The sequence below is a fragment of the Nostoc sp. DedQUE04 genome, assembly GCF_034530995.1.
In the GTDB taxonomy this organism is placed as follows: Bacteria; Cyanobacteriota; Cyanobacteriia; order Cyanobacteriales; family Nostocaceae; genus Nostoc.
This window is the reverse complement of the sequence record NZ_JAVRCA010000043.1, coordinates 26,136-50,420: the sequence shown is the minus strand read 5'-3', so window position 1 is coordinate 50,420 and position 24,285 is coordinate 26,136. Positions and strand designations below refer to the sequence as shown.

At 40.5% G+C, this 24,285-nt stretch carries 20 protein-coding genes and 2 tRNA genes; 9 read left to right on the top strand and 13 right to left on the bottom strand.

Features of this window, described 5'->3' with window-relative positions; all coding sequences use genetic code 11:
• Positions 1-155 precede the first annotated feature (155 nt).
• Entirely contained in the window at positions 156-455 is a 300-nt protein-coding gene (locus RM049_RS25180) for a protealysin inhibitor emfourin (protein ID WP_322673607.1), read from the top strand.
• A gap of 340 nt (positions 456-795) precedes the next feature.
• On the top strand, positions 796-1,194 hold the full coding sequence (locus RM049_RS25175; RefSeq protein WP_322706094.1) for a nuclear transport factor 2 family protein: 399 nt from the start codon (positions 796-798) through the stop codon (positions 1,192-1,194).
• Positions 1,195-1,230: 36 nt separating this feature from the next.
• On the opposite strand, the gene RM049_RS25170 is transcribed toward RM049_RS25175, so the two are convergent.
• The 6 genes from RM049_RS25170 to RM049_RS25145 all read right to left on the bottom strand — a co-directional run bounded on the left by RM049_RS25170 (position 1,231) and on the right by RM049_RS25145 (position 8,343).
• The gene (locus RM049_RS25170) at positions 1,231-1,707 is read right to left on the bottom strand and encodes a hypothetical protein (protein WP_322683541.1); all 477 of its coding nucleotides are present in this window, start codon (positions 1,705-1,707) and stop codon (positions 1,231-1,233) included.
• 118 nt (positions 1,708-1,825) lie between these two features.
• Positions 1,826-4,222: a response regulator gene (locus RM049_RS25165; RefSeq protein WP_322706093.1), complete on the bottom strand. Its 2,397-nt coding sequence runs from the start codon at positions 4,220-4,222 to the stop codon at positions 1,826-1,828.
• A 627-nt stretch (positions 4,223-4,849) separates the two neighbouring features.
• Complete coding sequence (gene hpsU / locus RM049_RS25160) at positions 4,850-5,431, bottom strand: hormogonium polysaccharide biosynthesis acetyltransferase HpsU (RefSeq protein ID WP_322688809.1); 582 nt, start codon at positions 5,429-5,431, stop codon at positions 4,850-4,852.
• Between the two features lie 2 nt (positions 5,432-5,433).
• Positions 5,434-6,390 (bottom strand): glycosyltransferase family 2 protein, encoded by a 957-nt coding sequence (locus tag RM049_RS25155; protein ID WP_322688810.1) that lies wholly within the window; start codon positions 6,388-6,390, stop codon positions 5,434-5,436.
• 24 nt (positions 6,391-6,414) lie between these two features.
• Positions 6,415-7,347, bottom strand: a complete 933-nt coding sequence (locus tag RM049_RS25150) for a glycosyltransferase family A protein (RefSeq protein WP_322706092.1) — start codon at positions 7,345-7,347, stop codon at positions 6,415-6,417.
• Between the two features lie 168 nt (positions 7,348-7,515).
• Complete coding sequence (locus tag RM049_RS25145; protein WP_322659702.1) at positions 7,516-8,343, bottom strand: hypothetical protein; 828 nt, start codon at positions 8,341-8,343, stop codon at positions 7,516-7,518.
• A gap of 410 nt (positions 8,344-8,753) precedes the next feature.
• On the opposite strand from RM049_RS25145, the gene cobU reads away from it, so the two are divergent.
• Positions 8,754-9,329 (top strand): bifunctional adenosylcobinamide kinase/adenosylcobinamide-phosphate guanylyltransferase, encoded by a 576-nt coding sequence (cobU, locus tag RM049_RS25140; protein WP_322700351.1) that lies wholly within the window; start codon positions 8,754-8,756, stop codon positions 9,327-9,329.
• 52 nt (positions 9,330-9,381) lie between these two features.
• Positions 9,382-9,801: a hypothetical protein gene (locus RM049_RS25135; protein ID WP_322700350.1), complete on the top strand. Its 420-nt coding sequence runs from the start codon at positions 9,382-9,384 to the stop codon at positions 9,799-9,801.
• 202 nt (positions 9,802-10,003) lie between these two features.
• On the opposite strand, the gene RM049_RS25130 is transcribed toward RM049_RS25135, so the two are convergent.
• On the bottom strand, positions 10,004-11,752 hold the full coding sequence (locus RM049_RS25130) for an endonuclease (protein WP_322706091.1): 1,749 nt from the start codon (positions 11,750-11,752) through the stop codon (positions 10,004-10,006).
• A 504-nt stretch (positions 11,753-12,256) separates the two neighbouring features.
• Between RM049_RS25130 and RM049_RS25125 the strand changes: the two genes are divergently transcribed.
• The 4 genes from RM049_RS25125 to RM049_RS25110 all read left to right on the top strand — a co-directional run bounded on the left by RM049_RS25125 (position 12,257) and on the right by RM049_RS25110 (position 18,365).
• Positions 12,257-13,216: a ribonuclease Z gene (locus RM049_RS25125; RefSeq protein WP_322688814.1), complete on the top strand. Its 960-nt coding sequence runs from the start codon at positions 12,257-12,259 to the stop codon at positions 13,214-13,216.
• 741 nt (positions 13,217-13,957) lie between these two features.
• Entirely contained in the window at positions 13,958-16,150 is a 2,193-nt protein-coding gene (locus tag RM049_RS25120; RefSeq protein ID WP_322706090.1) for a polysaccharide biosynthesis tyrosine autokinase, read from the top strand.
• 320 nt (positions 16,151-16,470) lie between these two features.
• Positions 16,471-16,908 carry a hypothetical protein gene (locus RM049_RS25115; protein WP_322706089.1) on the top strand — a complete coding sequence of 146 codons (438 nt, stop codon included), beginning with the start codon at positions 16,471-16,473 and terminating at the stop codon, positions 16,906-16,908.
• A 311-nt stretch (positions 16,909-17,219) separates the two neighbouring features.
• A complete protein-coding gene (locus RM049_RS25110) occupies positions 17,220-18,365 on the top strand; it encodes a SpoIID/LytB domain-containing protein (RefSeq protein WP_322706088.1) in 1,146 nt (381 codons plus the stop codon).
• Between the two features lie 221 nt (positions 18,366-18,586).
• Here the strand turns inward: RM049_RS25110 and RM049_RS25105 are convergent, their stop codons facing one another.
• A complete protein-coding gene (locus RM049_RS25105; RefSeq protein ID WP_322706087.1) occupies positions 18,587-19,885 on the bottom strand; it encodes a hypothetical protein in 1,299 nt (432 codons plus the stop codon).
• Between the two features lie 216 nt (positions 19,886-20,101).
• Here RM049_RS25105 and RM049_RS25100 point away from each other — a divergent pair, with 216 nt between their 5' ends.
• Positions 20,102-20,581, top strand: coding sequence for a hypothetical protein (locus RM049_RS25100; protein ID WP_322673622.1), 480 nt, complete (start codon positions 20,102-20,104; stop codon positions 20,579-20,581).
• A gap of 89 nt (positions 20,582-20,670) precedes the next feature.
• On the opposite strand, the gene RM049_RS25095 is transcribed toward RM049_RS25100, so the two are convergent.
• The 5 genes from RM049_RS25095 to RM049_RS25075 all read right to left on the bottom strand — a co-directional run bounded on the left by RM049_RS25095 (position 20,671) and on the right by RM049_RS25075 (position 23,891).
• A tRNA-Gln gene (locus tag RM049_RS25095) sits at positions 20,671-20,742 on the bottom strand.
• A 251-nt stretch (positions 20,743-20,993) separates the two neighbouring features.
• Positions 20,994-21,791, bottom strand: a complete 798-nt coding sequence (locus RM049_RS25090) for a WecB/TagA/CpsF family glycosyltransferase (protein WP_322673623.1) — start codon at positions 21,789-21,791, stop codon at positions 20,994-20,996.
• A 492-nt stretch (positions 21,792-22,283) separates the two neighbouring features.
• Positions 22,284-22,541 carry a hypothetical protein gene (locus RM049_RS25085; RefSeq protein WP_322700346.1) on the bottom strand — a complete coding sequence of 86 codons (258 nt, stop codon included), beginning with the start codon at positions 22,539-22,541 and terminating at the stop codon, positions 22,284-22,286.
• Positions 22,542-22,574: 33 nt separating this feature from the next.
• Positions 22,575-22,658, bottom strand: a tRNA-Leu gene (locus RM049_RS25080).
• A 105-nt stretch (positions 22,659-22,763) separates the two neighbouring features.
• A complete protein-coding gene (locus RM049_RS25075; protein WP_416212662.1) occupies positions 22,764-23,891 on the bottom strand; it encodes an alpha-hydroxy acid oxidase in 1,128 nt (375 codons plus the stop codon).
• Positions 23,892-24,285: the final 394 nt, after the last annotated feature.

Genomic DNA, 24,285 nt, shown 5'->3' with positions numbered 1-24,285 from the left:
AGGAGTTAGGAGTTTTTTCTTAACTTCTAACTCCTAACTCTTAACTTCTAACTTTTGAGATGTGTTGTTTGTTGTTGTTAAACTGGGAGTTGAGAAGTATCATCTCCCAGTCTTAGTATGTATTTCAACTAAATAACACAACGGAGAGCAAAAAAATGCGGGTATCACTTGAACGCACGGGTGGCTTTGCTGGAATTACTAAGAAGACAACCGTTGATACAGATACTCTCCCGCCACATGAAGCTGCCACACTTCCCCAACTAGTGGAAGTTGCTGATTTATTTAGGCTACCGGAACTAATTACTTCGCCAAATCCCCAGAGCGATCGCTTTCAATATAAATTAACAGTAGAAGATAACGGCAAGCAACATACAGTGACTGTCAGTGAGTCAGCATTGCCAGGAACCTTAAGACCCCTAATTGAATGGCTACAGATGGTAGCACAGAAAAAGTAAAAATAATTGATTAATTTAATTTTTGAGTGTAAGCAAAGGGGTATTTGATACCTGTGTTGCAAATTTGCCGATGCGAGGATATTTAGTAGTGGTTGGTTTTATCTCCAAAATACGCAAAAAACTTTCTTGTACTTTATTATAAATAATACAGAGACACGCGATCGCTTCTTAAACTTCTTCTACACGGATAAACCCAAAGTTGCTCTTGAATCAACACAGTTTCAAGGCATAAAATCTATACCTAACACTGTAGAATATCTCCTCAGTACTCAGAATTGTGGCACAGTGGTAGTGAGATTTTAAGCAACACGGTATTAGTTTATATCCAGGCGAGGGTAAAATGACACAAAATTCAGAAAATACTTTAAAAGTTGCTCAACAGGCATTTGAGGGTCTAACGCATGGTATGGCAACAGGAGAGTGGGAAGCATTGTTAGATATGCTCACAGAAGATTTCACCCTTTGGTTTCCAATGGCAAAATTCCACGGTTTAAACGTGGGAAAAGAAAGAGCTAGAGAATTTTTCGAGTACGTTTCTGAATCCTTTAGTCCTGGGTTGAAGCTGATTGGTCTAGACCGTATTACTAGTAATGAAACGACTGCTGTCTTTGAGTTTCGGGACGAGGGGCTTTTATTCGGACAGCCTTACAGAAATCGGGTAGCAGTTTCTTTTGATGTGCGTGGAGACAAAATTTGTGGGTATAGGGAATATTTTGGCAGCGATGGTAAATCGTATTAAATCAGTCGGAATTATGAATTATTTAATTCATTTTTATTAGTTACTCTCAGGGTTGAGTTCGTTAATTTCTCTGCACTTAGCCTCTGCGGCTTGATATGCTGCCAGATAATCTTGACCACCCAACATTACATCACCGTAATATTCATAAGGTGGATCGCCATAAATTGGCAATGGATCGTCTTCTGGATAATCTTCTTTTGATTCTTCAATAATGGCTTTCAGTTTTTTAACAGTCAAACTATGTGCTGCAAAATACCAGATTTCTTGAGGATTTTTGTTCAGGTGAGGTAACGTGGGATCGATAATCCGGACATCAGAGGTATCGTCTAGCTCAATCCAACTGTGTTCGATCGGTCTATATGGTTTTCCAGCAAAAGCTAAAAATCCCTGAATATACTTTGCTCCCTCAGTAGATAATGCTGCTTTATAAGCATTATCAAACGGAGTGCTAGCTCTGCTGTTTATCTGTTCAGCAATTTTGATTGACAGCGTTTCATCCAATAGTTTGTTCATCAATAGCAAGGATTAGAGCAGCCATAAAAACATATTACCACTGCTACTGACCATTTTGCTTGGGCATTGGGAATTAGTTATTCACTAATGACTAATGACCAATGACTAATGACAAACTCTACTTTGTGCTAATCACCATCTGTAAATTTATTAATAAGTCGCTTGAGGTGTAGGGCTTGGACAAAAGGGTTTTAACACTATTACCAAGGTTTTTAATCATTTCATGATTGGAGGCTAATCCACTAACACCAATAATTTTGATATCTGGATTAATTTTTTTCAATACATTGATAGTTGTTGGCCCATCCATAGATGGCATCATCATATCAACTAACACCACACTAATTTCTTGTTGATGTTTTGTATATAGTGCGATCGCATCAATACCATCACTAGCCACTAAAACTTTATAGGCATTTTGTTCTAACCAGGTTTGAGTAACCTCTCGAATTGAATCTTCATCATCAACAACGAGAATTAATTCTCCATGCCCTGCTGGTAATTCCTGATATCTAGCTAATTTACTATCTGCTTCGATTGTTTGCGTTACGGGTAAGCAAACTTGAAACTCTGTACCTTTGCCCACTTCACTAACTACATTCACAAAACCGCTGTGGCTTTTGATAATGCCAAGGACTGTTGAAAGACCAAGCCCTGTACCTTTACCTACTTCTTTTGTTGTGAAAAATGGCTCAAAAATTCTATCTATTATTTCTCTTTTAATTCCTATACCTGTATCGCGCACGGTAATCATCACATAAGAACCCGCCTTAGCATCAATATTCATCCGGGCATAATGGCTATCAACCCAGAAATTCTTCGCAGAAATCTTTAGGATACCGCCATGAGGCATAGCATCACGAGCATTAATGCAGAGGTTCATCAGCACTTGGTGTATCTGAGTTGCATCACCAAAGACATCCCACAGGTTTTGCCCAGGAACATCAATGTGGATTTCAATAGCTCTGGAAAATGTTTGCTTAACAATGTTTTCGATTTCTAAAATTGAATTCCGTATCTGTAAGGTTTTAAAGTTACCTACAGAGCCACGTGAAAACCATAGCACTTGTTTAACTAAATCTGCTGCACGTTTAATATTAGTTTCCATAATTGTCAGCCATTTCTGACTATTTTCATCCGGCAGCTTTGCCTCTAAAAGTTGTACTGTCATCATCATCGGTGTCAGTGCATTGTTGAGGTCATGAGCGATGCCACTTGCTAGAGTGCCAAGACTCTCCATCCGCTGGGCCCGGAGAAACTGGGCTTCAAGTTGCTTTTTCTCTGTGATGTCGGAGTTGACAATCAGGATGGATTTGGCTTGCCCCTCATCATCATTTACTAGTGTCCAGCGACTAGCAACGATGATTTCTTTGCCTTGTTTTGTGACTTGATATAACTCACCTTGCCACGCACCACTCTCAGCTAAAGTTTCCTGGATGTTTTTCAATTGCCAAAAACTTTGCTTTTGATAAAAAAGCTGATTTGCATTCTTGCCCACTACTTCTTCTGCCATCCAGCCGTAGAGATGTTCAGCCCCTTGATTCCAAAATTGAATTTGGTTAATCAAATTTTGAACGATAATCGCGTCTGTGGTGATGTTAAGCAAAGCAGCTTGCTCGCGGATTTTCTGTTCTGCATCTTTGCGATCGCGTAACGCAGCTTGCTGTTCGGTAATATCAATTACAAAGCCCGCCATTCGAGCAACTTTACCTGTAGAGTCTAAAAAGATATACCCATTGTTCTCAACTGTGATATAAGTGCCATCTTTACGACATACGCGAAATTCAAGATGGAATCGCTCTTTTGTGGATAAAACCCGGTTAATCTCTTTGTTAAAAAAGCTGCGATCGTCAGAATGAATCAATTCTAACCAGCGGTTCAAACCTCCCAACATCTCAGGCATAGAGTAACCTAATATTCGCTCTACATTGCCATCATATTTAATCTCATTGGTATGCAAGTGCCAGTCGTAGAGAATCTGACCACTTGCTTGAATTAGTGCTTGATAGCGATTGTTCCACTCATCTAATGCATCTGAATGACATCGTAGTTTTTCCTCTACCCGCTGGCGCTCCAAGATTTCGATCTCTAAACGGTTATTTTGCTCTGTGAGTTTTTTTGTGAGGTTCCGTAAACGTAAATGGGTATTTATCCTAGCTAAAACTTCTTGAGATTCTAAAGGTTTGGTAATGTAATCTACAGCCCCAATATTCAAACCTTTAACTTTATCTACCTTGTCACTCATGGCAGTTATAAATATTACGGGAATATCTTGAGTAGCTGTATTTTTTTTCAAAAGTCTACAAGTCTCAAAACCGTCAATTCCTGGCATTAATACATCCAGTAAAATCAGGTCAGGTGAAGCATATTCTGCCATTTGAATGGCACTTTGTCCATCTTCAGATACTAAAACTTGAAAGCTGTAATAATCTAAAAAATCAAATAATACTTGTAAATTAACAGGAGTATCATCGACTATTAAAATAACAGGTTTTTCATTTATATTAACATTCATACTTGCCTCTTATTAAATTTATTTGAAAACTTCTATAATTGATTTTTATTGAAAATAAAATCTTTAAAATACTTACGTAAAACTACAGGTGGTAGGGGCAATTCATAAATTACTCCTATCTAAAAATCAGGGTTTCAGCTATTGTTTGCGTAACTCCTGCTTTAGCAAGTTGATGAAGATGTGTGGCAGATGGCACTCGATCGCCTACTTGTTGGAATAGCAAAAATAATTTTGCTATTTAAAATGTCTCTTGGCTGATTTGAGATACCATACTTTCTGCCAATTTTTTAGATACACACAAATTTTAGACTTAAATTAAAAAGATTTAATTAAATAAAAGTAAACTATTTCCACAAAATAGCGGTTTCCAAGTGATGAAGTATATATAGGAATCCGGTTTGATTCGGAGAATTTACTTGCGTGGGCAGGGAACAGGAAAGAAGGCATAGATCCGTACTGAGTCTTGTTCAAAAATAAAATAGGAGTCCTATACCTCATTCTTATTAGAAAAAGCTATATAGCGATCGCACTTTTATTCTCTTTCCAAAAACAAATAAATATATATATGGAAAAGTTAAGGGCGCACAGCTAGCTGCACGCCTTTACTATGTTTATCTATAAATAAATCTATGGAGTTGTGGAGGGATCGAGTTTTAGCCGAGCCGTTTTGGGGTGACAGGGACTTCCCCAACAAACCTGCCCAGAAGGCATATTAGTAAAAACACTACTCCGAGCGCCAATTACAGCATTAGCCCCGATTTGCACTCCTGGCCCAACAAAACAATCAGCCGCTACCCATGCACCATTTTCAATGGTGATACTTGCTGTTTTCAACCCAAAGGCAGGATCTTGGAGATCGTGAGTACCAGTACACAGGTAACTTTTTTGGGAAACTACGCAATGTTCGCCGACTTCGATCCGATCGAGGCTATATAAAACTACGTTATCTCCAATCCAACTGTAGTTACCAATGGTAACTTTCCAGGGGTAGGTAAATCGGGCTGTAGGTCGAATTAATACACCTTTGCCGATACGAGCGCCAAATAATCGTAGCAAAGCACAACGTACAATATTTAACGGTTGAGGAGTTAGAGGAAAGGCGATCGCTTGTACAAACCACCATAATAAAACATACCAACTTGGACGCCCCCGGGCAAACCAAGATTGGTCATATTTGCGTAAATCTACGAAAGGTTGGTCATTAGTCATTGTCAGGAATCAATGGTCAATAGCTTTGCTTCTGCTTCTCTGCTCCCCTGCTCACCTGCTCCCTCCTTCGGCGTAGTTGCAGTATTTAAGTGACCACCACAGTTGCGTAATTCGTAAAGTTTAACGCCAATTTGATATTCATATTGACTGAGTAAACGTGCATAGATATATCCTGCTTTGCCATCTAAAAAACCGCGTTGAATTATATAAAATAAAACAAACCGCAAAACGGGTTTAAATGGTAGGTGTACCCAAACTTTTTTCAAAAATCTTTTGCGTTGTACGGCATCGCCAAATAGATTAGCGCCGATAGTACCACTATCATCTTTACCTGTAAGAATATTAAAATAAACCCTGGCTTCCCAGTTGGAATATCTGTTGTGCCGTTCTAACCAGTGGTAAAGGTCGCGGAAGTCTTCGTGGAGCATATCATTTTTGAGATACCCAACTTTCCCTTGCAAAATCACGTGTTCGTGAACTTCGTTATCACCAGTATTAGGAATATCTTCTGTATTTAGATTTTCGTAGCGACCTTTTTTATGTTGAAATAAACGTAGATTCCAATCAGGATATTTCCCGCCATAACGAATCCATTTTCCTAAGAAAAATACGCGGCGGTTGAGATAATAACCTGTATATTCATCATTTTTAATTACTTGCTCAATTTCTGACCAAAGTTCGGGGGTGATGCGCTCATCACAATCTACAATTAGCACCCATTCATTACGAAAAGGCAAATTATCTAAAGACCAATTTTTCTTTTTAGGCCAGCGTCCATTGAAGTTGAATTGTACGACATTTACACCGTAACTTTTAGCAATCTCAATGCTGTTGTCAGTACTTTGAGAATCTACTACAAATATTTCATCTGCTCTGCTGAGGCTAGTAAGGCAAGCAGGCAAGTTAGCTTGTTCATTTTTTGCCGGAATTAGTACTGAAACTGGTATTTTAGATGACATATTGAGTAAAAATTATGTTACTGGTTATTTCTTATTTGATGTAGATAAAAGACCCTGAATAGCAGCATTTAAGTAACCAATCTGACCGTAAGCATACACCAGTTTGTCAAACCGTTCTGCTGGATCGGAGAAATACTGTAAAGCCTTATACAAGCCTCGCACAAACCGTTCGCTACCTCGCTGTAATTGAGCGATCCCAGCTTTACCAGCGAGTTGTTCTCGATAGCATTCACTGATACCCTGCCACCAGCCTCGGTTTAAAAACCAGGAGCGTTGGAGGCGTTCTGGGGCTACATTGTGAGCGACGAGTGCTTCGGGAAGATAAGCAACTTGCCAACCACGCTGTAGAGCAAATTCGGTCATTTGCAGTTCTTCGTTAGATAATAAATTTTTACCCACTCGACCGAGATGGGGATCGAAACCGCCAATTTCTTCGAGGAAACTGCGGCGGATAGAGTAATTTAAGCCTCTGGGTGTTGAGCCAGGTTGCTCAATGTAGATGTTACTGTCACCTAAGTCGTATGCACCCAGATTTGCAGCTAGCCCTGGAGATAGCCACCGTGGTTGTTGAATTCCTGGAGGCCACAGGAGAGTGACTTTGCCACCTGCGATCGCTAGCTTAGAATTATTGTAATAGGCAGAATATAAAACTTGTAGCCAGCCCTTACTGGCAACGGCATCATCATCTAGATAAGCAAGAATATCACCACTGGCTACCTTTGCACCCGTGTTACGGGCGACAGATAAACCAATGGTGGGTTCAAAAACATACTTCAGGCGCGGATTGTGGCTTCTTTGTTCTACAACCTCACGAGTGCGATCGATAGATCCATTATCAACTATCACAATTTCAAAATCAGCAGCAAAATCCTGTGCTAAAAGACTATCAATTGCAGCCCCTAAATAGGTATCTCGATTGTGAGTACAGATAATGGCAGAGATTTGGATGTCTGGCATAGATTTAATTTTGGATTTGAGATTTGGGGCTTTCCTACGGAATGCTACGCTCAGTCGAACGATTTTAGATTAAAATCTTAAATCCAACGCTATAACTGCTGAGAGTTAATCTAAACCAAAAGTTACCGACCTACCAACCGAGTTTCTTCGGAAATAATCTTTAAAACTTTACGTTTGTTGAATATGACTGTGTAAAACTACAAGAGTTTGCGCCAGTTGACTAAGGCGGGTTTCCAAAGATTGCTTGCGCCCTAACAGTTGACGTAACTTTTGGTAACGAGCGATCGCCATACTAACATTGGGAACCTGATCCGGTGGACATGGACGCGACCAAACTTTACCAGTATCGTCTACACCACAGAGGCGATAGCCAGTAATAGATGATTGATAAGATACTTTTCCACCAGTGGCACAAATTTCTTCTACGTAGTTCATCAGGCGGTCAACTTCTGCATGGCGCAGTGTCGCAGTTCCTCCTGGTTCTGGTTCGGGGGGATTGGATTCTAACCAGCCATTGACAATTGGCCCTTCTAAGTAAATATCCTGAATTTGTTTCAAAATATTTTGCAATTCTGTTTGCCAACCAGCAACAGTTTCCTGAATTTCTTGCAATAGATTCATTGCCAATGCTGGATTCGCTCCGTGGCGATGGCTACTAAAAGTGGGAGTTTTCAACTTGGGTAGGCTGGGTGTTTTGTTACCATTCTCTTCTGCTTGAAAGGTCTGCACAGATTCATGGTGAGGAAAGAAATTTTGGTCAGAAGGAGAATAATTTTCAGTATTTACGCTTAAGTCAACTGTTTGTCCTTGTGACTTTACTTCCTCATCCTGAGAGGATGGAATTTGTGTACTTTCTGTAGGTTCGTTAGCTCCGACGCTGATTCTAAAGGAGAAAGGCCGTTTTGTTGTCGAATCAGTTGTTTCGGCAGTAGAGGCAGTGCCGCGATTCCCTAAATCGTGTAGAGTTGCTTCAATGCGTTTTAAGCCTGCGTTCATAAAGACATCCTAAAGTTTGCTGTCCCCAGTAGTATTGAATAATTAAGAATGGGGTAGTTGGGATTTTTGGCTTTTGCCAGTTGTAGCATCTAATGATGCTGGTGCTAATTTTATCCCTTAAAAGTTATTTGAAACCAAAAATCTCACCCATGAAGTAAAAAAATGTGGCGATCAATTGTAACCGTGGGTATGTAGAGGAGGCAGGAGGCAGGAGGCAGGAGATTGGAATTTATCTGTTGCTCTTAACCCCATCTAATTCCAGACCACGAAATTGTAGATTTTGCTAGAGGACTTAAACCACAAGCTTACTTGCGATAATAACCATAGGAGGCGACGGCAATATTCCTTCTGCCTTCTGCCTCCTGCCCTTTGCCTCCTGCCTCTCTTGTTAAAATACTCAGTAAAAAACTTTGGGTAAAATCATCTTAGTAACAGGGCCAGCACGATCTGGTAAAAGTGAATGGGCAGAAACTTTAGCTATGCAGTCAGGAAAAGCAGTTGTTTATATAGCAACAGCCACCGATAACCCAGATGACCAAGAGTGGCACCAACGCATTTTAGAACACCAACAACGTCGTCCCCAAGACTGGGTAACTTTATCTGTACCTGTGGAACTGTCTGCTACCCTTGCTGATGCCAAACCCTATACTTGCCTCTTAGTTGATTCTTTAGGGACTTGGGTTGCCAATCTCCTAGAACAGGATGAATCTAGCTGGGAAAATACCCTTGCAGAATTATTAGAGACGGTGGAATTGGTTGCTGCTGATATGCTGTTTGTAGCAGAAGAAGTGGGTTGGGGTGTGATCCCAGCTTATCCCCTTGGAAGGATGTTCCGCGATCGCCTCGGTTCTTTAGTACGCCAGCTAGCAACACTTAGCGAAACTGTTTATTTAGTGACTGGCGGCCATGTTCTCAATCTCAGCATCCTTGGTTCGCCATTGCCAAATAGAGTTGATGCTGGAACATTCAGGAGTCAAGATTCTTAACTGTTGATTCAAATTAATCCAAAATCTAAAATCTAAAATCTAGAATTGTAATATGGCAACCAAACAAGAAGTAAGAAAATACCTTGCCTACTGGTTTCAGTTGGGTAAGAGAGTGATTACGGGCAACGGTGAGGCAAGCTTTTTGCCCCAATCGGTGCTAAATGGCGATCGCTATAGTGAAGAATTTGAAGAATGCTGGCAAAAAATTATTTCATCGCAATCGGGTGATTGTTACCTTGAGGGTACACATGAAACTATTGCTGAATTGTTGACGCCAACATGGAATATGCTACCTTGCAGCCGATGCAGTATGCCAATAGCCGCGCGAAACGTCGGGATGCCGGCGTTGTTATGTCCCTGCAATGATTTACCTAACTGGCCGAATACTGAATTGCCAGCACCGCGAGAGCCAATTAAAACTCAAAACCAACTCCAAACAATTCGCGATCGGCTTGTAAAGAATATTACATAAAAAAATTGCTATGGGACTTCCAAAGAAAAAAATATCCCACAATTAACAGTCAGCAACTTCAAGCGGGATAATTTATTTTTTGGAGTTCCCTATAAAACCAATTGCAACTTCAACGGCTGTCGAAAAACCCATCTGCTCAATTTATCAAAAATGCAGGTCTAAAACTCTTCCCACCAGGATAGAGTTAAGACCTATGTATTTTTTAGTTGCAGTAGGTTCGTTGTGGCAGGGTAGAATCTAATACAAAGGGATTATCATTACCTTGGGGTGTTTTAGCGATCGCATGACTGCGTGCTACCTCACCAGCATCAATTGGATCGTCTGCTTGCCACTTACAGAGAGTATCCTTTTGTGCTTCAAAGAAGCTTGCATTTGCCAGTTCTGGGTAGACTGTGCGGAAATAGAATATTACGCGAGCAATATCTCCTTTCTTTGCCTCCCGTGGTTCAAAAAATCCCCGTCTGAATTCACTGTATTTGTCAATATCCTGCGGACTTGGTTGGAAACTTAGTTCATCATCATCGAGATACCAAGACGTAGTTTGATTATCAGGAATATCTCCAAATGGAAAGTTGGCGCGATCGCTGTTAATTTCCACACGTGAAGCAAAGAGGTTATGCAAATCGCTTTTTGCTGGGCCCTCAGCTCCCATACTCTGCGGCCAGACGTGTTCAGCATTGATTTTGCGTTGTGCTGCTTCCTCTCTGGGTTTATCTGAATTTGGGTCGATCGGAACACTGTAACCAGCGTAGATGTCCGTTACTGTACCGCCTTGGTTATCTATTTTGGTGTAGAGCAAATCACGGGCGCTACCATATCCGAGGCTAGCACGAGGGGAGTAAAGGCTGTCTAGTTTTTCCAGTAAATCGTCTCCTGTAACACCAGAAAGAATTGTGCCTGGTGTAACTGGTGGTTCAGGACTGCTAACTGGGACTGATGGAATGGGAGTAGTCTCACCAATCGCTGATAGAGTAAATCGAGCAATCACAGGGTCATGATCGCTGACTACTCTAGAAATCCCTGCGTTAACGTGAACAGCATTGATCTCAGGATTTCCATTGTTAAACAAATTTGGGGTAATCAGGATTTGGTCAATTTGTTCCTTATTCCCTTGAAAGACATAAGAGAAGCGGTCATCTTCAGGAATTTTGTTTACCAAATTTTTCAGCTGATTTCCTTCAAGAATTTTAATCGGCTGGGAGTCTGGAGTATCGTTTAAATCGCCAAGAACGACAATATTTGCATTTGGGTCAGTAGTTAAGCGATTTTCGACAAATTTGTTAACAATTGTTGCCTGCTGTATCCGTTTCGGGTTGGAAGCTGCTCCTCCACTTTTAGAAGCAAAGTGATTGTTTATTAGGGTGATAGGAATATCATTGAAAGTAAATTCACCCACTAAAGGTTTGCGACTTTTTAAAAAAGCTGGATCGTCCGCAAAGCGTTCAAGCTTTTGTAGCTTAACTCGTTGAGGATTGAACAAAAAGCCTACCCGAATATTGCCACCTGGTTGGCCTCCATCAAGTCCGTTCTGAGGAGGAATTTCCCGATATTCATAGGCTGGGCCTCCTACAGATTGGATAGAACTGATCAGAGTGTCAGCAGTCAGAGTAGCATCAACTACAGAACTTAACTCAGCTCCATCATTGTCTTGTACTTCTTGCAAAGCAATAATGTCTGGTGCTTCAAGATTAGTAACAATCTGGTTTGCCAAAGCTGCAAACTTACCGTTTTTCACATCATCATCGACGTTTCTCGCCGACCTATCATCAACCTTAGAGACGTTTTCCTTTTTAGGATCGAGGTTTTCAACATTAAAGGTGGTAATCGTTAATTGCGTAGGGCTTCCTACCAAAGATGTAACTTGTACACCATGAGCGATTCCTGAAGGAAGCCAGAATGCAAGAAAAACGATAAAGCACGCTGTATGCAAGACTTTTCGGAAATAACTCATGAACATTCTCCTTAATTGCAAATAGAGACTTAACTCAGTTGGAGCGCCATTCCGAAGATATGAGAAACAAAGAAATTGAAGTTTTTCTAAAGCCATTTGACTAAGAAAAACAAGCAAAACAATCTATCTGTTTCAGTCCAAAATCAAGTATTGAGTGCAAGCTTATGTTTGTATTAAGAGATGTACTTCGATTCCCAAGAAGAAGTCATAACACAACCAATAATACAGCAGTCATTTGGTATTTATCAACTTATTATCTAGTCACTTGCGGATACTAAATTGCGATCGTAACTAGTAACAAATGCCTTATGCTTCTCAAGAGTGCTGAGTGGGTAATCTTACTTTTTTACTCAGGACTGAGAACGGGCTAAATGCCCCGCTAATAAAACTTTGAACTGTTTTGGCCCATGCCCAATGCTCAAATTCCTAAATATTTTGCTCAATAACCGTGCCACTATAGAAAATAGAGCTGCAAATTGAGCAATAGGAAGACTAAAGAACACTGTGCAGATAACATTCTTAGGGACGAGTTCCGGTGTACCCACGCGATCGCGCAATGTTTCCAGTGTCGCTCTGAGATTACCCCAAAGGGCAGAACTGTGGTTATTTGACTGTGGCGAAGGTACTCAGCATCAAATTATGCGGAGTGAACTGAAAATCAGTCAACTCTCCCGAATTTTTATCACCCACATGCACGGCGACCACATCTTTGGCTTGATGGGACTTCTTGCTACTTGCGGCTTGGCTGGCAATGTGGAACGAATTGATATCTATGGACCACCTGGATTAAATGATTACATTCAATCCGCCTCACGTTATTCCTACACGCATTTTTCTTACCCGATCAAAGTTCACGCCATCCGTCCAGGGATAATTTATGAAGACAATGACTTCACCGTTAGCTGCGGTAATTTGCATCATCGAATTACAGCTTTCGGCTACCGCGTAGCCGAAAAAGACCGAGCCGGACGCTTTGATGTGGAAAAAGCCAAGGCGTTGCAAATTCCTCCTGGTCGGGTTTACGGTCAACTCAAGCGGGGTGAAACAGTTACCCTTACGGATGGACGGGTGATTGATGGCACCCAATTATGCGGCCCTACAGAAATTGGTCGAAAGATTGCCTATTGTACAGATACAATTTATTGTGATGGTGCAGTGGAATTAGCTCATGATGTCGATGTATTAATTCACGAAGCAACCTTTGCCCATCAAGATGCAGATATGGCTTTCCAGCGGTTACATTCCACAACCACAATGGCAGCGCAAACAGCTTTAGCTGCTGGCGCGCATCGACTGATTATGAGTCATTTCAGTCCCCGCTATGCTCCCGGAAATACTTTAGAGTTGAAGGATCTCCTCAAAGAAGCTCGTGCTATTTTTCCCCGTACTGATATGGCTTACGATTTTATGATTCATGAAGTACCCAGACGACGGGAAATAGAGTTAACCAAGGTAAGCGTTTAAATTTTGGACTTTCCTGCGTAACGCTACGCGTAGCTTCCCTGGAAGGGTACGGCTACGCTAAGTCTAACGATTTTAGATTTTAGATTTCCTACTGAGCGCTTCTAATCTAAAATCTAAAATTAACCAGGTTCTATTTTAGATTTTAATAGTCTCAATCATAAAATCAAGCAAATAAACAGTAGCTTTATTTTCTGAGTAAGTAAACTATTTAACCAACAATTTACGGTTAACTAGATGTATCAATAATATACAAATAGTATGGTTTAAATATTTTTATCAATGTGTTTTTTCTATTACAAGTTATTAAAATAACTATAATATATCTAGTAATATTATGAGTTGGATAATTTTATACTCAAATACTTAGGAAAAATAATTAATTTTTCGTCAAGATTTTTATTCCTTAAATAAAATATTTATTAAAAATTTATCCTTCTAACACTGATTCAGAATTTATATGCATGAATTGATGAACATGAAAGCACCAGTTGGCATAATGTTGTGCCAAATTAGCTTGTCATTGTTGGAAGAAGAATTAAGTATGCGATCGCAGCTATTATACCATTTTGAAAAATGATTGCGACACATGGATTCACACCAAGCCAGACGCACCAAGGCAATTTCCAATCCAAAATCTAAAATCCAAAATCTAAAATGGTATTAGGTGTAAAAAAAATCATTTCATATTTCTCATAAATCTTCCAAATAAATATAGTGTTTCGATATTAGAGGAGTTTAATAGTGGCTAAGACTAGTCTGAATCAAAAGCAACAGGTTACTACTTCAACACAAGACGCAGTTGACATCAGACAACTATCTACTATTTTGCTTCGCCGACGCTTTCTGATCTTTGGGGTTTCCTGTGTAGTTATGTCAGTTGCTAGCCTCTTGGCTATCAATGCAAAACCTACTTACCAGAGCAATATGCAGATATTGGTGAATTCCCATTTATCTCAAGGATCGCAGTCAAATACTCAGGTTACTAATTCAAATTCTCAAGTTGTTGATTCCACTACTCAGATGAAACTTATGCTGAGTTCTAAGTTGCTTCAAAAAGCTGTAGATTTACTCCATTCTGATTATCCTGAGCTTACTTTAGAAGATATCAATGGTCAAAAACAACATAACAAAAAAGCACCTTTAGAAGTAACTCCAGAAGCGGGAGGTATAGGAGCAAATAAAGTTTTTAATCAAGCATTTAAAGTTTCTTTTAATGATGACGATCCAGTAAAAGCACAAAGAGTACTTCAAGCGCTACAGAAAGTCTATCAAAACTACAATAAACAGCAGCAAAAAGAACGTCTGAATCAGGGATTAGCTTTTGTAAACACTCGCCTACCTGAAATGAAAAAAGAGGTAAGTAAAGCTGAGAAAAACTTAGAACAGTTTCGCAAAAAACATAAATTACTCGATCCCGAAGTCCAAAGTAAAATTCTGCTAGAATCTCTAGCCGATATTCAACAACAATTACAAACCACTCGTGCCAATCTTCAAGATGTAAACGCTCGCTACGAGAATCTAGAGCAACTAATAGCATCTTCATCTCAGCAGAATACACTACTTTCTTCTCGTTTAAATCAGTCAAGCCGCTATCAAGCATTATTAAGTGAAATTCAAAAGACTGAACTAGCTTTGGCTAAGGAGCGGCTCCGCTATACAGATGATTACCCATCGGTACAAAAATTAAAACAGCAACGCCAAAGTCAACTTTCTCTTTTACGAGAAGAGGTAAAAACTATTACTAATACTACTAAGGAAAAACCATTATTTAAAGGACAAATGTTAGGGGTCGATCCAACGCTAGTAGATGAGTTTGTTTTGGTACAGACAAGTGTTTTAGGACTAACTGCCAATGAAAAAAATTTAGTCGAATCAGAACAGCAACTACGCTCTGAGCTAAACAAATACCCAAGCTTAATAGCAGAATATAATCGTCTGTTGCCAAAGGTAGAAACTAGTCGTAAAAACCTTGAACAACTAATCCAGGCACAACAGTCATTAGGACTGAAAATTGCTCAGGAAGGATATAACTGGCAAGTTTTGACAGAACCTTCTCCCGGTATTTATATGGGCAACAACAGATTATTCTTTTTGGTTGGAGGAGCAGTAATTGGGCCGATTTTAGGTATCTTAGCCGCTCTGATTTTGGAAAAGTTTAATGACGCTATTTATTGTGCCGAAGATTTAAAGAAACTGACGAACCTACGTATATTAGGATCGGTACCAAAACTACCGTCACGTGGTGTCAAAAAACGGCGATTTGGCCTGCCTTGGAATGTCCGAAGTAGGTCAAATTATTCTGTAATAGAAGCCAGCAGTAAATTGCCCGTCCATGAAACTTTGGACATGATTTATCAAAATATTCAAATATTAAAATACCCCTTACCATTCAAGTCGCTGATGTTCACTTCAGCATTACCAGGGGAAGGAAAGACAACCTTAGTATTAGGACTTGTAGCTAGCGCTGCCCGGATGCATAGACGGGTATTAGTAATTGATGCTAACCTACATAATCCTAGCCTACACAAAATCTTGGAACTATCCAATGATTGGGGACTCTCTCTGTTATTAGTTGATGAGACAACTACTCATTTTCAAGATTACATCCAGCCGATTCACCCCTCTATTGATATTTTGACTGCTGGGCCAGAACCAGAAGACACAGTGAAGTTGCTCAGTTCTCAACGAATGAAGGAACTAATAGAGCTATTTGAGCAAAGTTATGATCTAGTACTAATAGATGCTCCATCTATTTTAGGCACGGTTGATGCCAGGATTGTGGCATCTTTTTGCAATGGTATTGTAATGGTAGAGCGTATGGGGAAAGTGACTCGAACTGAACTGACTCAAGCAACAGAAATTTTGAGTAAGTTGAATTTAATTGGAATTATCGCTAATGAAGCGAGCAATTCTCAAAAGGTATTGGCATCGTAAATCGAAGAATAAAAGTTTCTCTTCCACAGCAGTCAGATTTGGACGATTCACTTTCCCTAATACTGCAACAGATTTTTGAATGTATTCTCAATCGAATCGGAATATATTTGAGCAATGCGATCGCTTTCAGTGGGTGCTTGCGCCATCACTAAGTGATTGCATCTGCTCATATTTAAGATAAAGAGGTCAGTCAGAGCTTTCTTGACTGGCAGTTAGCAATATTCAGGCTACTATACTGGATAGAAAGTAAGTAAATAAATATACTGATGTGCTAGGGACGACTGAGATAGTAAACTGTTTAACACATTTAAACAAAGCTAGTGAAAAAACTATTTGTAACTTTTAATATTTTGGTACTTTTATTGCCCCTAACTGCTGTAGCTAGCAGCACAAATGACGACTTGTCATTCTTCGAGAGCAATAACAATTTGATCATCGTACTGGATAATAAGACTAATACTGCATGTTCTTTCAACACTAAGACTAATTCAGTCGTTAAAATGTCTAATGTTAAGTTTACTGATACGCGAATGGTTGGGGCCTCTTACTGGTGGGGGAAACTAAGCGGAAACCTGAACCATTTTCTTAATCCTAAAACATTTAAAATCAGCCAAATTAAAGGCAAATGGAGCGATAATAACGTCATGTTAATCAAGAGACAACATTACAATGACTATGCTGCTTACACAGAAAATCTCGGTGCAACCTGTGTTAAAGAAGGCGGTTTAAATGAAGTAGCGAAGAAGATGATAAGGTAATTTACCTTATACTTAATCTCAATCATGAGAATTTTTTATTGTGCATTTATCCGCTTTCATCCAATTAATTTAGCAGATGTTAATGCAATGCCTAACAAGAGAAAAAACTAGTGGGATTGAGCATTGGAAACAGGTAGAGGAGAGAAATTCTCCCCCAGCCTCCTTCACCTGATTTCTACCTGACAGCTAAAGTAAAATGCATAATTAGTAGGAGGTGGCAACCTCCTGCGTTGGAGAACTGTCTCATCTTAAAGTAGTAGACGCCATAGTTAAGAGCGTCAATTAGATACTAGTGTGATTAGATGATCGGTATGAAATTCCAACTTTACTTAGGCTCTTTATTTTCCCAGATTAAAGTACGTCATTGGTGGGTAAGTATCTTTTTGTGGATTGCTTTGGTTGCCCCAGCCCAAGCGTCTGTAATTTTACGCGTGGCAATTGAGAGGGGTGTTAATCAGGTAAAAGTAGGCAGTTCCACCACTGGGATTGTTAAGGATAGTACTGGCCGGACTCTCGGACAGTTGCCAGCGATGAGCGCATATTATGCCCAAGCCGTTCCTGGCGGAGTGGCTTTAGATAAATGGCAGTCTGGTTTATTTTGGATTGAGCCAACTGGTAAAGGATTTGTTTATATTGGCGATCGCTGGTATCGAGGCAGAACTCTGGTTGTCCCCACAGAAAAAGGCTTAACGGCTGTTAACTGGGTTGACGATCAAGAATATCTCTACAGCGTTCTTGGTGGGGAAATGGATGCTAGCTGGCCCCAAGAAGCACTAAAAGCCCAAGCGATCGCAGCCCGCACTTACGCCCTCTACGAACGAGAAAAACAACGAAATAATCCCGTTTACGATTTAGGCAATACCCCCGATCGCTGGCAAATTTACAAAGGTGTCATCAGTGAATCTCCTGCTACTTACGCCGCAGTGGATTCTACTCTAGGGCAAGTACTAACTTACAAAAACCGGATTATTCTCTCAGTCTTCCACGCTTGTTCTGGAGGACACACCGAAAACGTAGAAGATGTTTGGGGAAATACCCTCCCTTACCTACGTGCGGTTCAAGATTACGATCAAAATATCCGTGAGTGTAATTGGGTGAAAACCTTCTCGCCCAGTGAAATTAGCGCTAAATTTCCTGAAGTGGGCAGCGTGACGGCGATGATTCCAGAGACATACTCACCTTTTCGCAGTGTTAAAGTTTTAAAAATTGTCGGTAACAAGGGTACGAAGGTGCTACAGGGTGAAGAAGTGCGAACAGCCCTCAAGTTAAAAAGTACCAAATTTAGCGTCACCAAGGGGAGCGATGGTAGTTTTGTACTGCAAGGGCTTGGCTATGGTCATGCTTTAGGCATGAGTCAGTGGGGGGCGTACAATCTGGCTCGGCAAGGAGTGAACCATCTGCAAATTTTGGGACATTATTATCAAGGTGTAGCTCTAACACCAATTCAGGCGAAGTAATCAGGGATTGGGGATTGGGGATTGGGGATTGGGGATTGGGCATTGGGCATTGGGCATTGGAAAGAGGACTTGGAGACAAGGAGAATTGGGGACAAGGGGAAAGACTTGTTGTAAGTTCTAAACTTTTGTCACCTTGTCACCTTGTCACCTTGTCCCCTTGTCCCCTTGTCCCCTTGCTTCCCCTGCTCCCCTGCTCCTCTGCTCCCCTGCCCCTCTGCTTCCTATTCCCCACTCCCACGTTCTAAGCGCCGTTGCCATTCAGCATCAATTTTTGCAGAACGTTCAACTTCTTGGTCGAGTAAGTCAGTTTCGCTAGAATACACTAAATCTTCGTTGCCAATGACTTTTTCTGTTGCAAATTGTTGAGCATAGTTGATTTTTTGTTGCAAAAGTGTGTCAGGACTTGCCAATACCCTTGCTCTGGAAAGGCGATCGCGGTTGCGATCGCCTATTTTGCGATTACGCCACCCAATCCAGAAATAACGCAATAACGGTATACCTAAAAAACCTACTCCGTAAGCCAATAGCAGCCAATAAATTCCTTGTACAAAAGCTACCAGTCCACCTAACTGGACGGCAACAGTTCCATCTCTCAATAAACTCCCCAGTACTAAAGCACCAACAAAATTTAGTATCCCTAACCCAGCACTCAGCATAATTTGCCCGGAACTTGCGGCACTAAAACGCCAAGGAAATTCCTCTAAACGATCTGATATTGCATGACGGCGCTTTTTAACTGCACTCACCTGCAATTCTGGGAAGTAATAAACAATTTGACCTTCTGGACTTACCCCTGGTTGCCCATTAAACCGCGTCAGAACGGGCAGCATATAATCTTCGTACTCTCTTGTGTATCCTTCGCCAATGTCATCCAAATATGGGGCAATTTGTTCTGCTACAACTGCACCACGGTTACTCCGAATCACCGTAGCAATTTCTTGCCAGCGACGTTCTTCTAAGTTGGCGTTCGGATTACCATCGCCAAACAAAAACGAAAACACAGCTTCAAAGAAATTCAGATTGCTTTCTTCCCGCCTTTCAGGTCGGCGTTCCTGGTAGTGGGTGTCATAATTTGGGCTAAGATACCAAAATAAATTTGGAAAATAGAAGAAGCCCCCACCGCCGGAATTACTGCCCCGATTGTCGCCGTCACGGTCTGAATTGATAGAGGTAATGATTATGAAGATGGTAACAGTTATCAGGGCGATGGAAACAGTTAAGAAAATTCCAAAAGAAATGCGAATCAGGTAAAACAGAACACTCCAGACTTTTTTCCACCATTCCTGCAATCGTAGCCGAAAGTATTTATTACGCAAAATTGCTCGAAAATTTTGTGGAAAGAGGAAAACTATATCACCTGAATCCGCTACCTGTAAATGTCCGCCAGCATCAGATGCCAGGGCTAACAAGCTTTGATTAGCTTCAGCGACGTTCAATCCTGCCTGAGTTGCCACATCACCAACGGTGACACGGTAGCCCAGTTGTTCCACAGCCTGCATGATGGTGGGACTGGGAGCCATTGCTCTCCCCTCCTATTGAAAATTATTCCTTTTCTTAAGTATAAAGTTTTATTTTGAGCGACTTAGCTCGGATAGAGGTAACAATTCAAAATTCAAAGTGTTGACGTTCGGTCTTCAACTCTTTAATTGACTAGACAATCAACAAACGATCGGACACGCAAAATGATATAATTACTTGCCTCAGCTTGGTTAAATCAGCAAATTTACTGCTCAAATATGGTTCAATACACTCTCGCTCAAAGCCCAGAAATTATCCTTACTGTTTCTGGAAAAGATTCATCCAAAGCTCGTGATAAAGCAATGGATCAGCTAATGGAACTGATGGATGCAGGTAAGCTACCCACGGAACTGGAAGAAGGATTTGGCCCTCAACAATTAATTGAGGTAAAAGAGTCAACTATTGATACTGCTAATGGTGAAGATACGATTACACAAGCTGTCCAGATTCTGAGTAACCTGGCCACGCTCAAACTGAAAGTTCAGGAGTCACGATCTGAAGCGTTGGAAATTCGTAAAGCTGTTGATATTCTATTTACCGATGACTCGGTGACAGAAGAGGAAATGACTCGACTCAAGGAAGGTTTTAAAGTTCTCAAAAACTTTGCCCAAGCTAATGTGCGTTACCAAGAAGCGCGAGCTAAAGCAGAACTAGCTAGGCAGACCCTAGATCAAGCTCTCAAATCCCCTGATAAGTAACATTTACAGAATTAGATGCATTGAAATACATCTTAAAAACTCAATTAAATACTCTAAAAGACAGGTATAATAACCTGTCTTTAGATTAACTGGGGCGCTAGGATTCGAACCCAGGGATGGCGAGACCAAAACCCGCTGCCTTACCACTTGGCGACGCCCCAATAATTTCACTATGGTTAATATAACACTTAGTCCTGGGTTAATGTCAAGTACTTTAATAGTTGATTTCAGATAATGGGTTTTTACAGCAGGATAGTGATTGGTGGGAATCCTTGTACTTGAATTCTTTCATCGCTTCAGGTGAACCCTTGAATCTTCGTGCTTCAAGCAGAAGATTTTTTCCTTAGCATCTAAAGTCTAGTTCTCTTGATAATAAACCGCTTTGAGTCTGTCTTAACCTATTTCTTTTTCTTTAATCTCCAGTCTCGTGAAGAAAGACCCCTGCAATCCGACTTGATGACAGTAGTTGCTTAGTAGCCAGCCATATAAAGAGTGGAATAGTCTTAGCATAGCGGCCGCAAAGTCGGCGCGGTTCTTGAATCCATCGATACAGCCATTCAAGTCCTAAGTCTCGAACTATGCGGGGTGCGCGCTTATGAATTCCGGCATAAACTGGAAAAACTCCACCCAGTCCAATCATTACAGCTTGTATTTTGCCCTTATGTTGAGCTATCCAATTTTCTTGTTTGGGACATCCCAAAGACACTAAGACAGCGCTAGCACCACTAGAGTTAATCTTTTTAACCAAGGCTTCGTCTTCAATTTCAGTTAGGGGACGAAAGGGTAGAGGTTCCATTGCCGCAATCTTTATCTGCGGAAATTCTTTCTCTAACCTGTTTTGCATCCTAGAAAGAATTTCTGTTTGGGAACCTACAAAGAAAATGCTCAGATTTTGTGTTTGAGTTAGCTGACACAAGGCGAGAAAAATATCCATCCCTGCCACACGGTCTTGGTAAAGCGCTCCCATTTTTCGCATCATCCACACCAGAGGCATACCATCAGGAGTAACTATATCTGCATTTCGCAATACGATGGCAAACTCTGGATTCCAATGGGCTTCAATGAGCATGTGTACATTGGCTACATATACAGTTTTACTCTCACGCCTACTCGCCCACTTCAGTATTGTTTGTATCTGCTCGTCAAACCGTAAAGCAGTAATAGGAAAATCAAGCACTTTTTTAGTAGGTAGAAGCACTCTCGCCACCATCAATAACTCCTGTATCCAAGAAAACAATTCATAGATTACCTAGACCAATCACAACGATTTAATATTTAGATTGGATGACTCCTGACTTTTTGTAAGCTTGTGTGATTGTTGGAAGTTAACACGTGGAGGTGCAATTGCCTTTTTAGTATACTTTTGGCTTAATCGGTAATACTAGAATTATTTACTGTTGTGTCCTAGCTTACTGTTTTATGTTAAGGATTTTAGACACTGCTTGACAAAATTCATACTTCCTTCATAATTAATTTTCAGTTAGTTCATCCAAGCATTATAATTGCGATAAATTCCTAGAGAAAAACTGTATATTAAGTAGTATACACTACTTAATTACTTAAGTATAAATGTAAAATGCTAACCAGTTAATCTGCGGGTTTTATACGTCAATACGCGCTTAAGAGGTTGAATTAATTTAGTATATTTTAAGGAATAATAATTTTCTTTTCTCTTATAATAATTTCCAAATTTATTACAGATTTAATAATAATGTAGTGTCTGTATTGAAAAATCTCTAAATTTTCTTTTTTTCTGAAATAAAAGCCCAAAAAATAAGGGAAAGATAAATTTATCTTTCCCTGGTCTATCGTTTTTGCTATTGTCTGGCTTGTTACTTTCTTTAAGTCTTTGGCGTAACATTTGCCTTTGTTTTTTTAGTTGACGCTTCCTAGCAGAACCGCCTCTACCTTTATCATTTCTGCCTTCTTTACGGGGAGATTCCCATCTTTTCAGGCGCATAAGTTTTTAACCTCTTTAGTACTTGTTTGGTAGTGGGCAGGAGGAGAATCGAACTCCTATGACCGTAAGGCCGCCACATTTTGAGTGTGGTGCGTCTACCAATTCCGCCACCCGCCCTTGTATCTAACCTTAACTAGTATACTCTAATTAAGGGATTTTGTAACAAGTCTGAAAATTATTTCTGAAAGTTTTGCTGGAATCACATTTCTAACAGTTCTCCGACTAAAAGCGTGGCAGGGTTAATAAACTAGGGTCAATATCCTGCATTTTGGCACAGCCGCTAAGTGCCATTGCCACATTTAACTCATCTTGTAACAGTGAAATGACATGAGATACGCCGATTTGCCCTGCTATGGCTAGTCCCCACAATATAGGTCGTCCGATTAGTACTGCTTTTGCTCCTAATGCCAGAGCTTTGAGAATGTCTGTGCCTCTACGAATGCCGCCATCCAACACTACTTCTACCTTACCATCCACTGCGGCTACTATTTCAGCGAGGGCATCTAAAGAAGCGATCGCACCATCAAGTTGTCTGCCACCATGATTGGAAACAACAATTGCTTTGGCTCCATATTCTACAGCCCGCACGGCATCATCTGAGCGTAAAACTCCTTTAACAATTAAAGGTAATGGAGATAAAGACTGCAACCATTCCAAATCGTCCCAAGTGACTGCTGGGTTTAACTGTTGGGTAAAGTAGGTAAATAACCCAGATTCGGCTTTTTCATGGGAAATGTTTAGTCCTGAGATACTAGCAAGATTAGCCAGATGTAAATCATGAGGTAAGGCAAATTCATTACGTCTATCTCTCTCGCGCTGTCCGAGAACGGGTGCATCCACAGTTAGACAAAGTGCTTTGTAACCTGCTTTATAGGCTTTTTCTACCAAAGCACGAGTTAATCCCCGGTCTTTATGGATGTAAAGCTGGAACCATCGCAGAGAATCTGGAAACTGATTACATGCAGTCGCCACTTCTTCAATGCTCTTTGTTGCCATTGTACTTAACACCATACCCACACCAGCTGATGCAGCAGCTAGGGCCGTGGCAACTTCTCCGTCTGGATGGGCTAGACATTGAAAAGCCATCGGTGCAATTAACAAAGGTAGTTGCAGGGGTTGTCCTAAAATGGAGGTACTTAGATTGCGATCGCTCACATCGACTAATATTCGAGGTCGCAGCTTGACTCGCTCAAAGGCAGCACGATTATCTCGTAATGTGATTTCGTCCCAAGCACCACTGCTATAGTAATCAAGTGTCGTTTGAGATAGATATTCTTTTGCTAGCTTTTCGTACTCAAAAAGATTGATGGGTTGAAAGCGATCGTTAGTAGATAAATCGGTAGACATCATTAAATCTATAGCAAGGGACTGGGGACTGGGGACTGGGGACTGGGTGAAAAGTCTTTTTGTGTCTAAGTTTTATCATCTGTTGATGTCCTAATCACAAAGGCTTGTGCTATGAGATAAAACTTTTGTTCGTAGTGAGCGATTTATCGCTCTGCATAAGATTTTAAATGGCTAGAGCCGCTGACTACGATTATTCTTTGTCAAGGCTTGCAAATGTATTTATTTTTACTTAGTTAGCGATCGCTCAATTAATTTATGTGTTGAGGCGTTGTTCAACAAATAGTATCAAGATTGCTCCCAAAAAAAGACCTCTGGCGTAAAGCAGAGGTCTTTCTGTTTCAGAACATTGTAAAATTTATAAGCAATGTAAAACGCTGATATGGTTAATTTAGTGGCT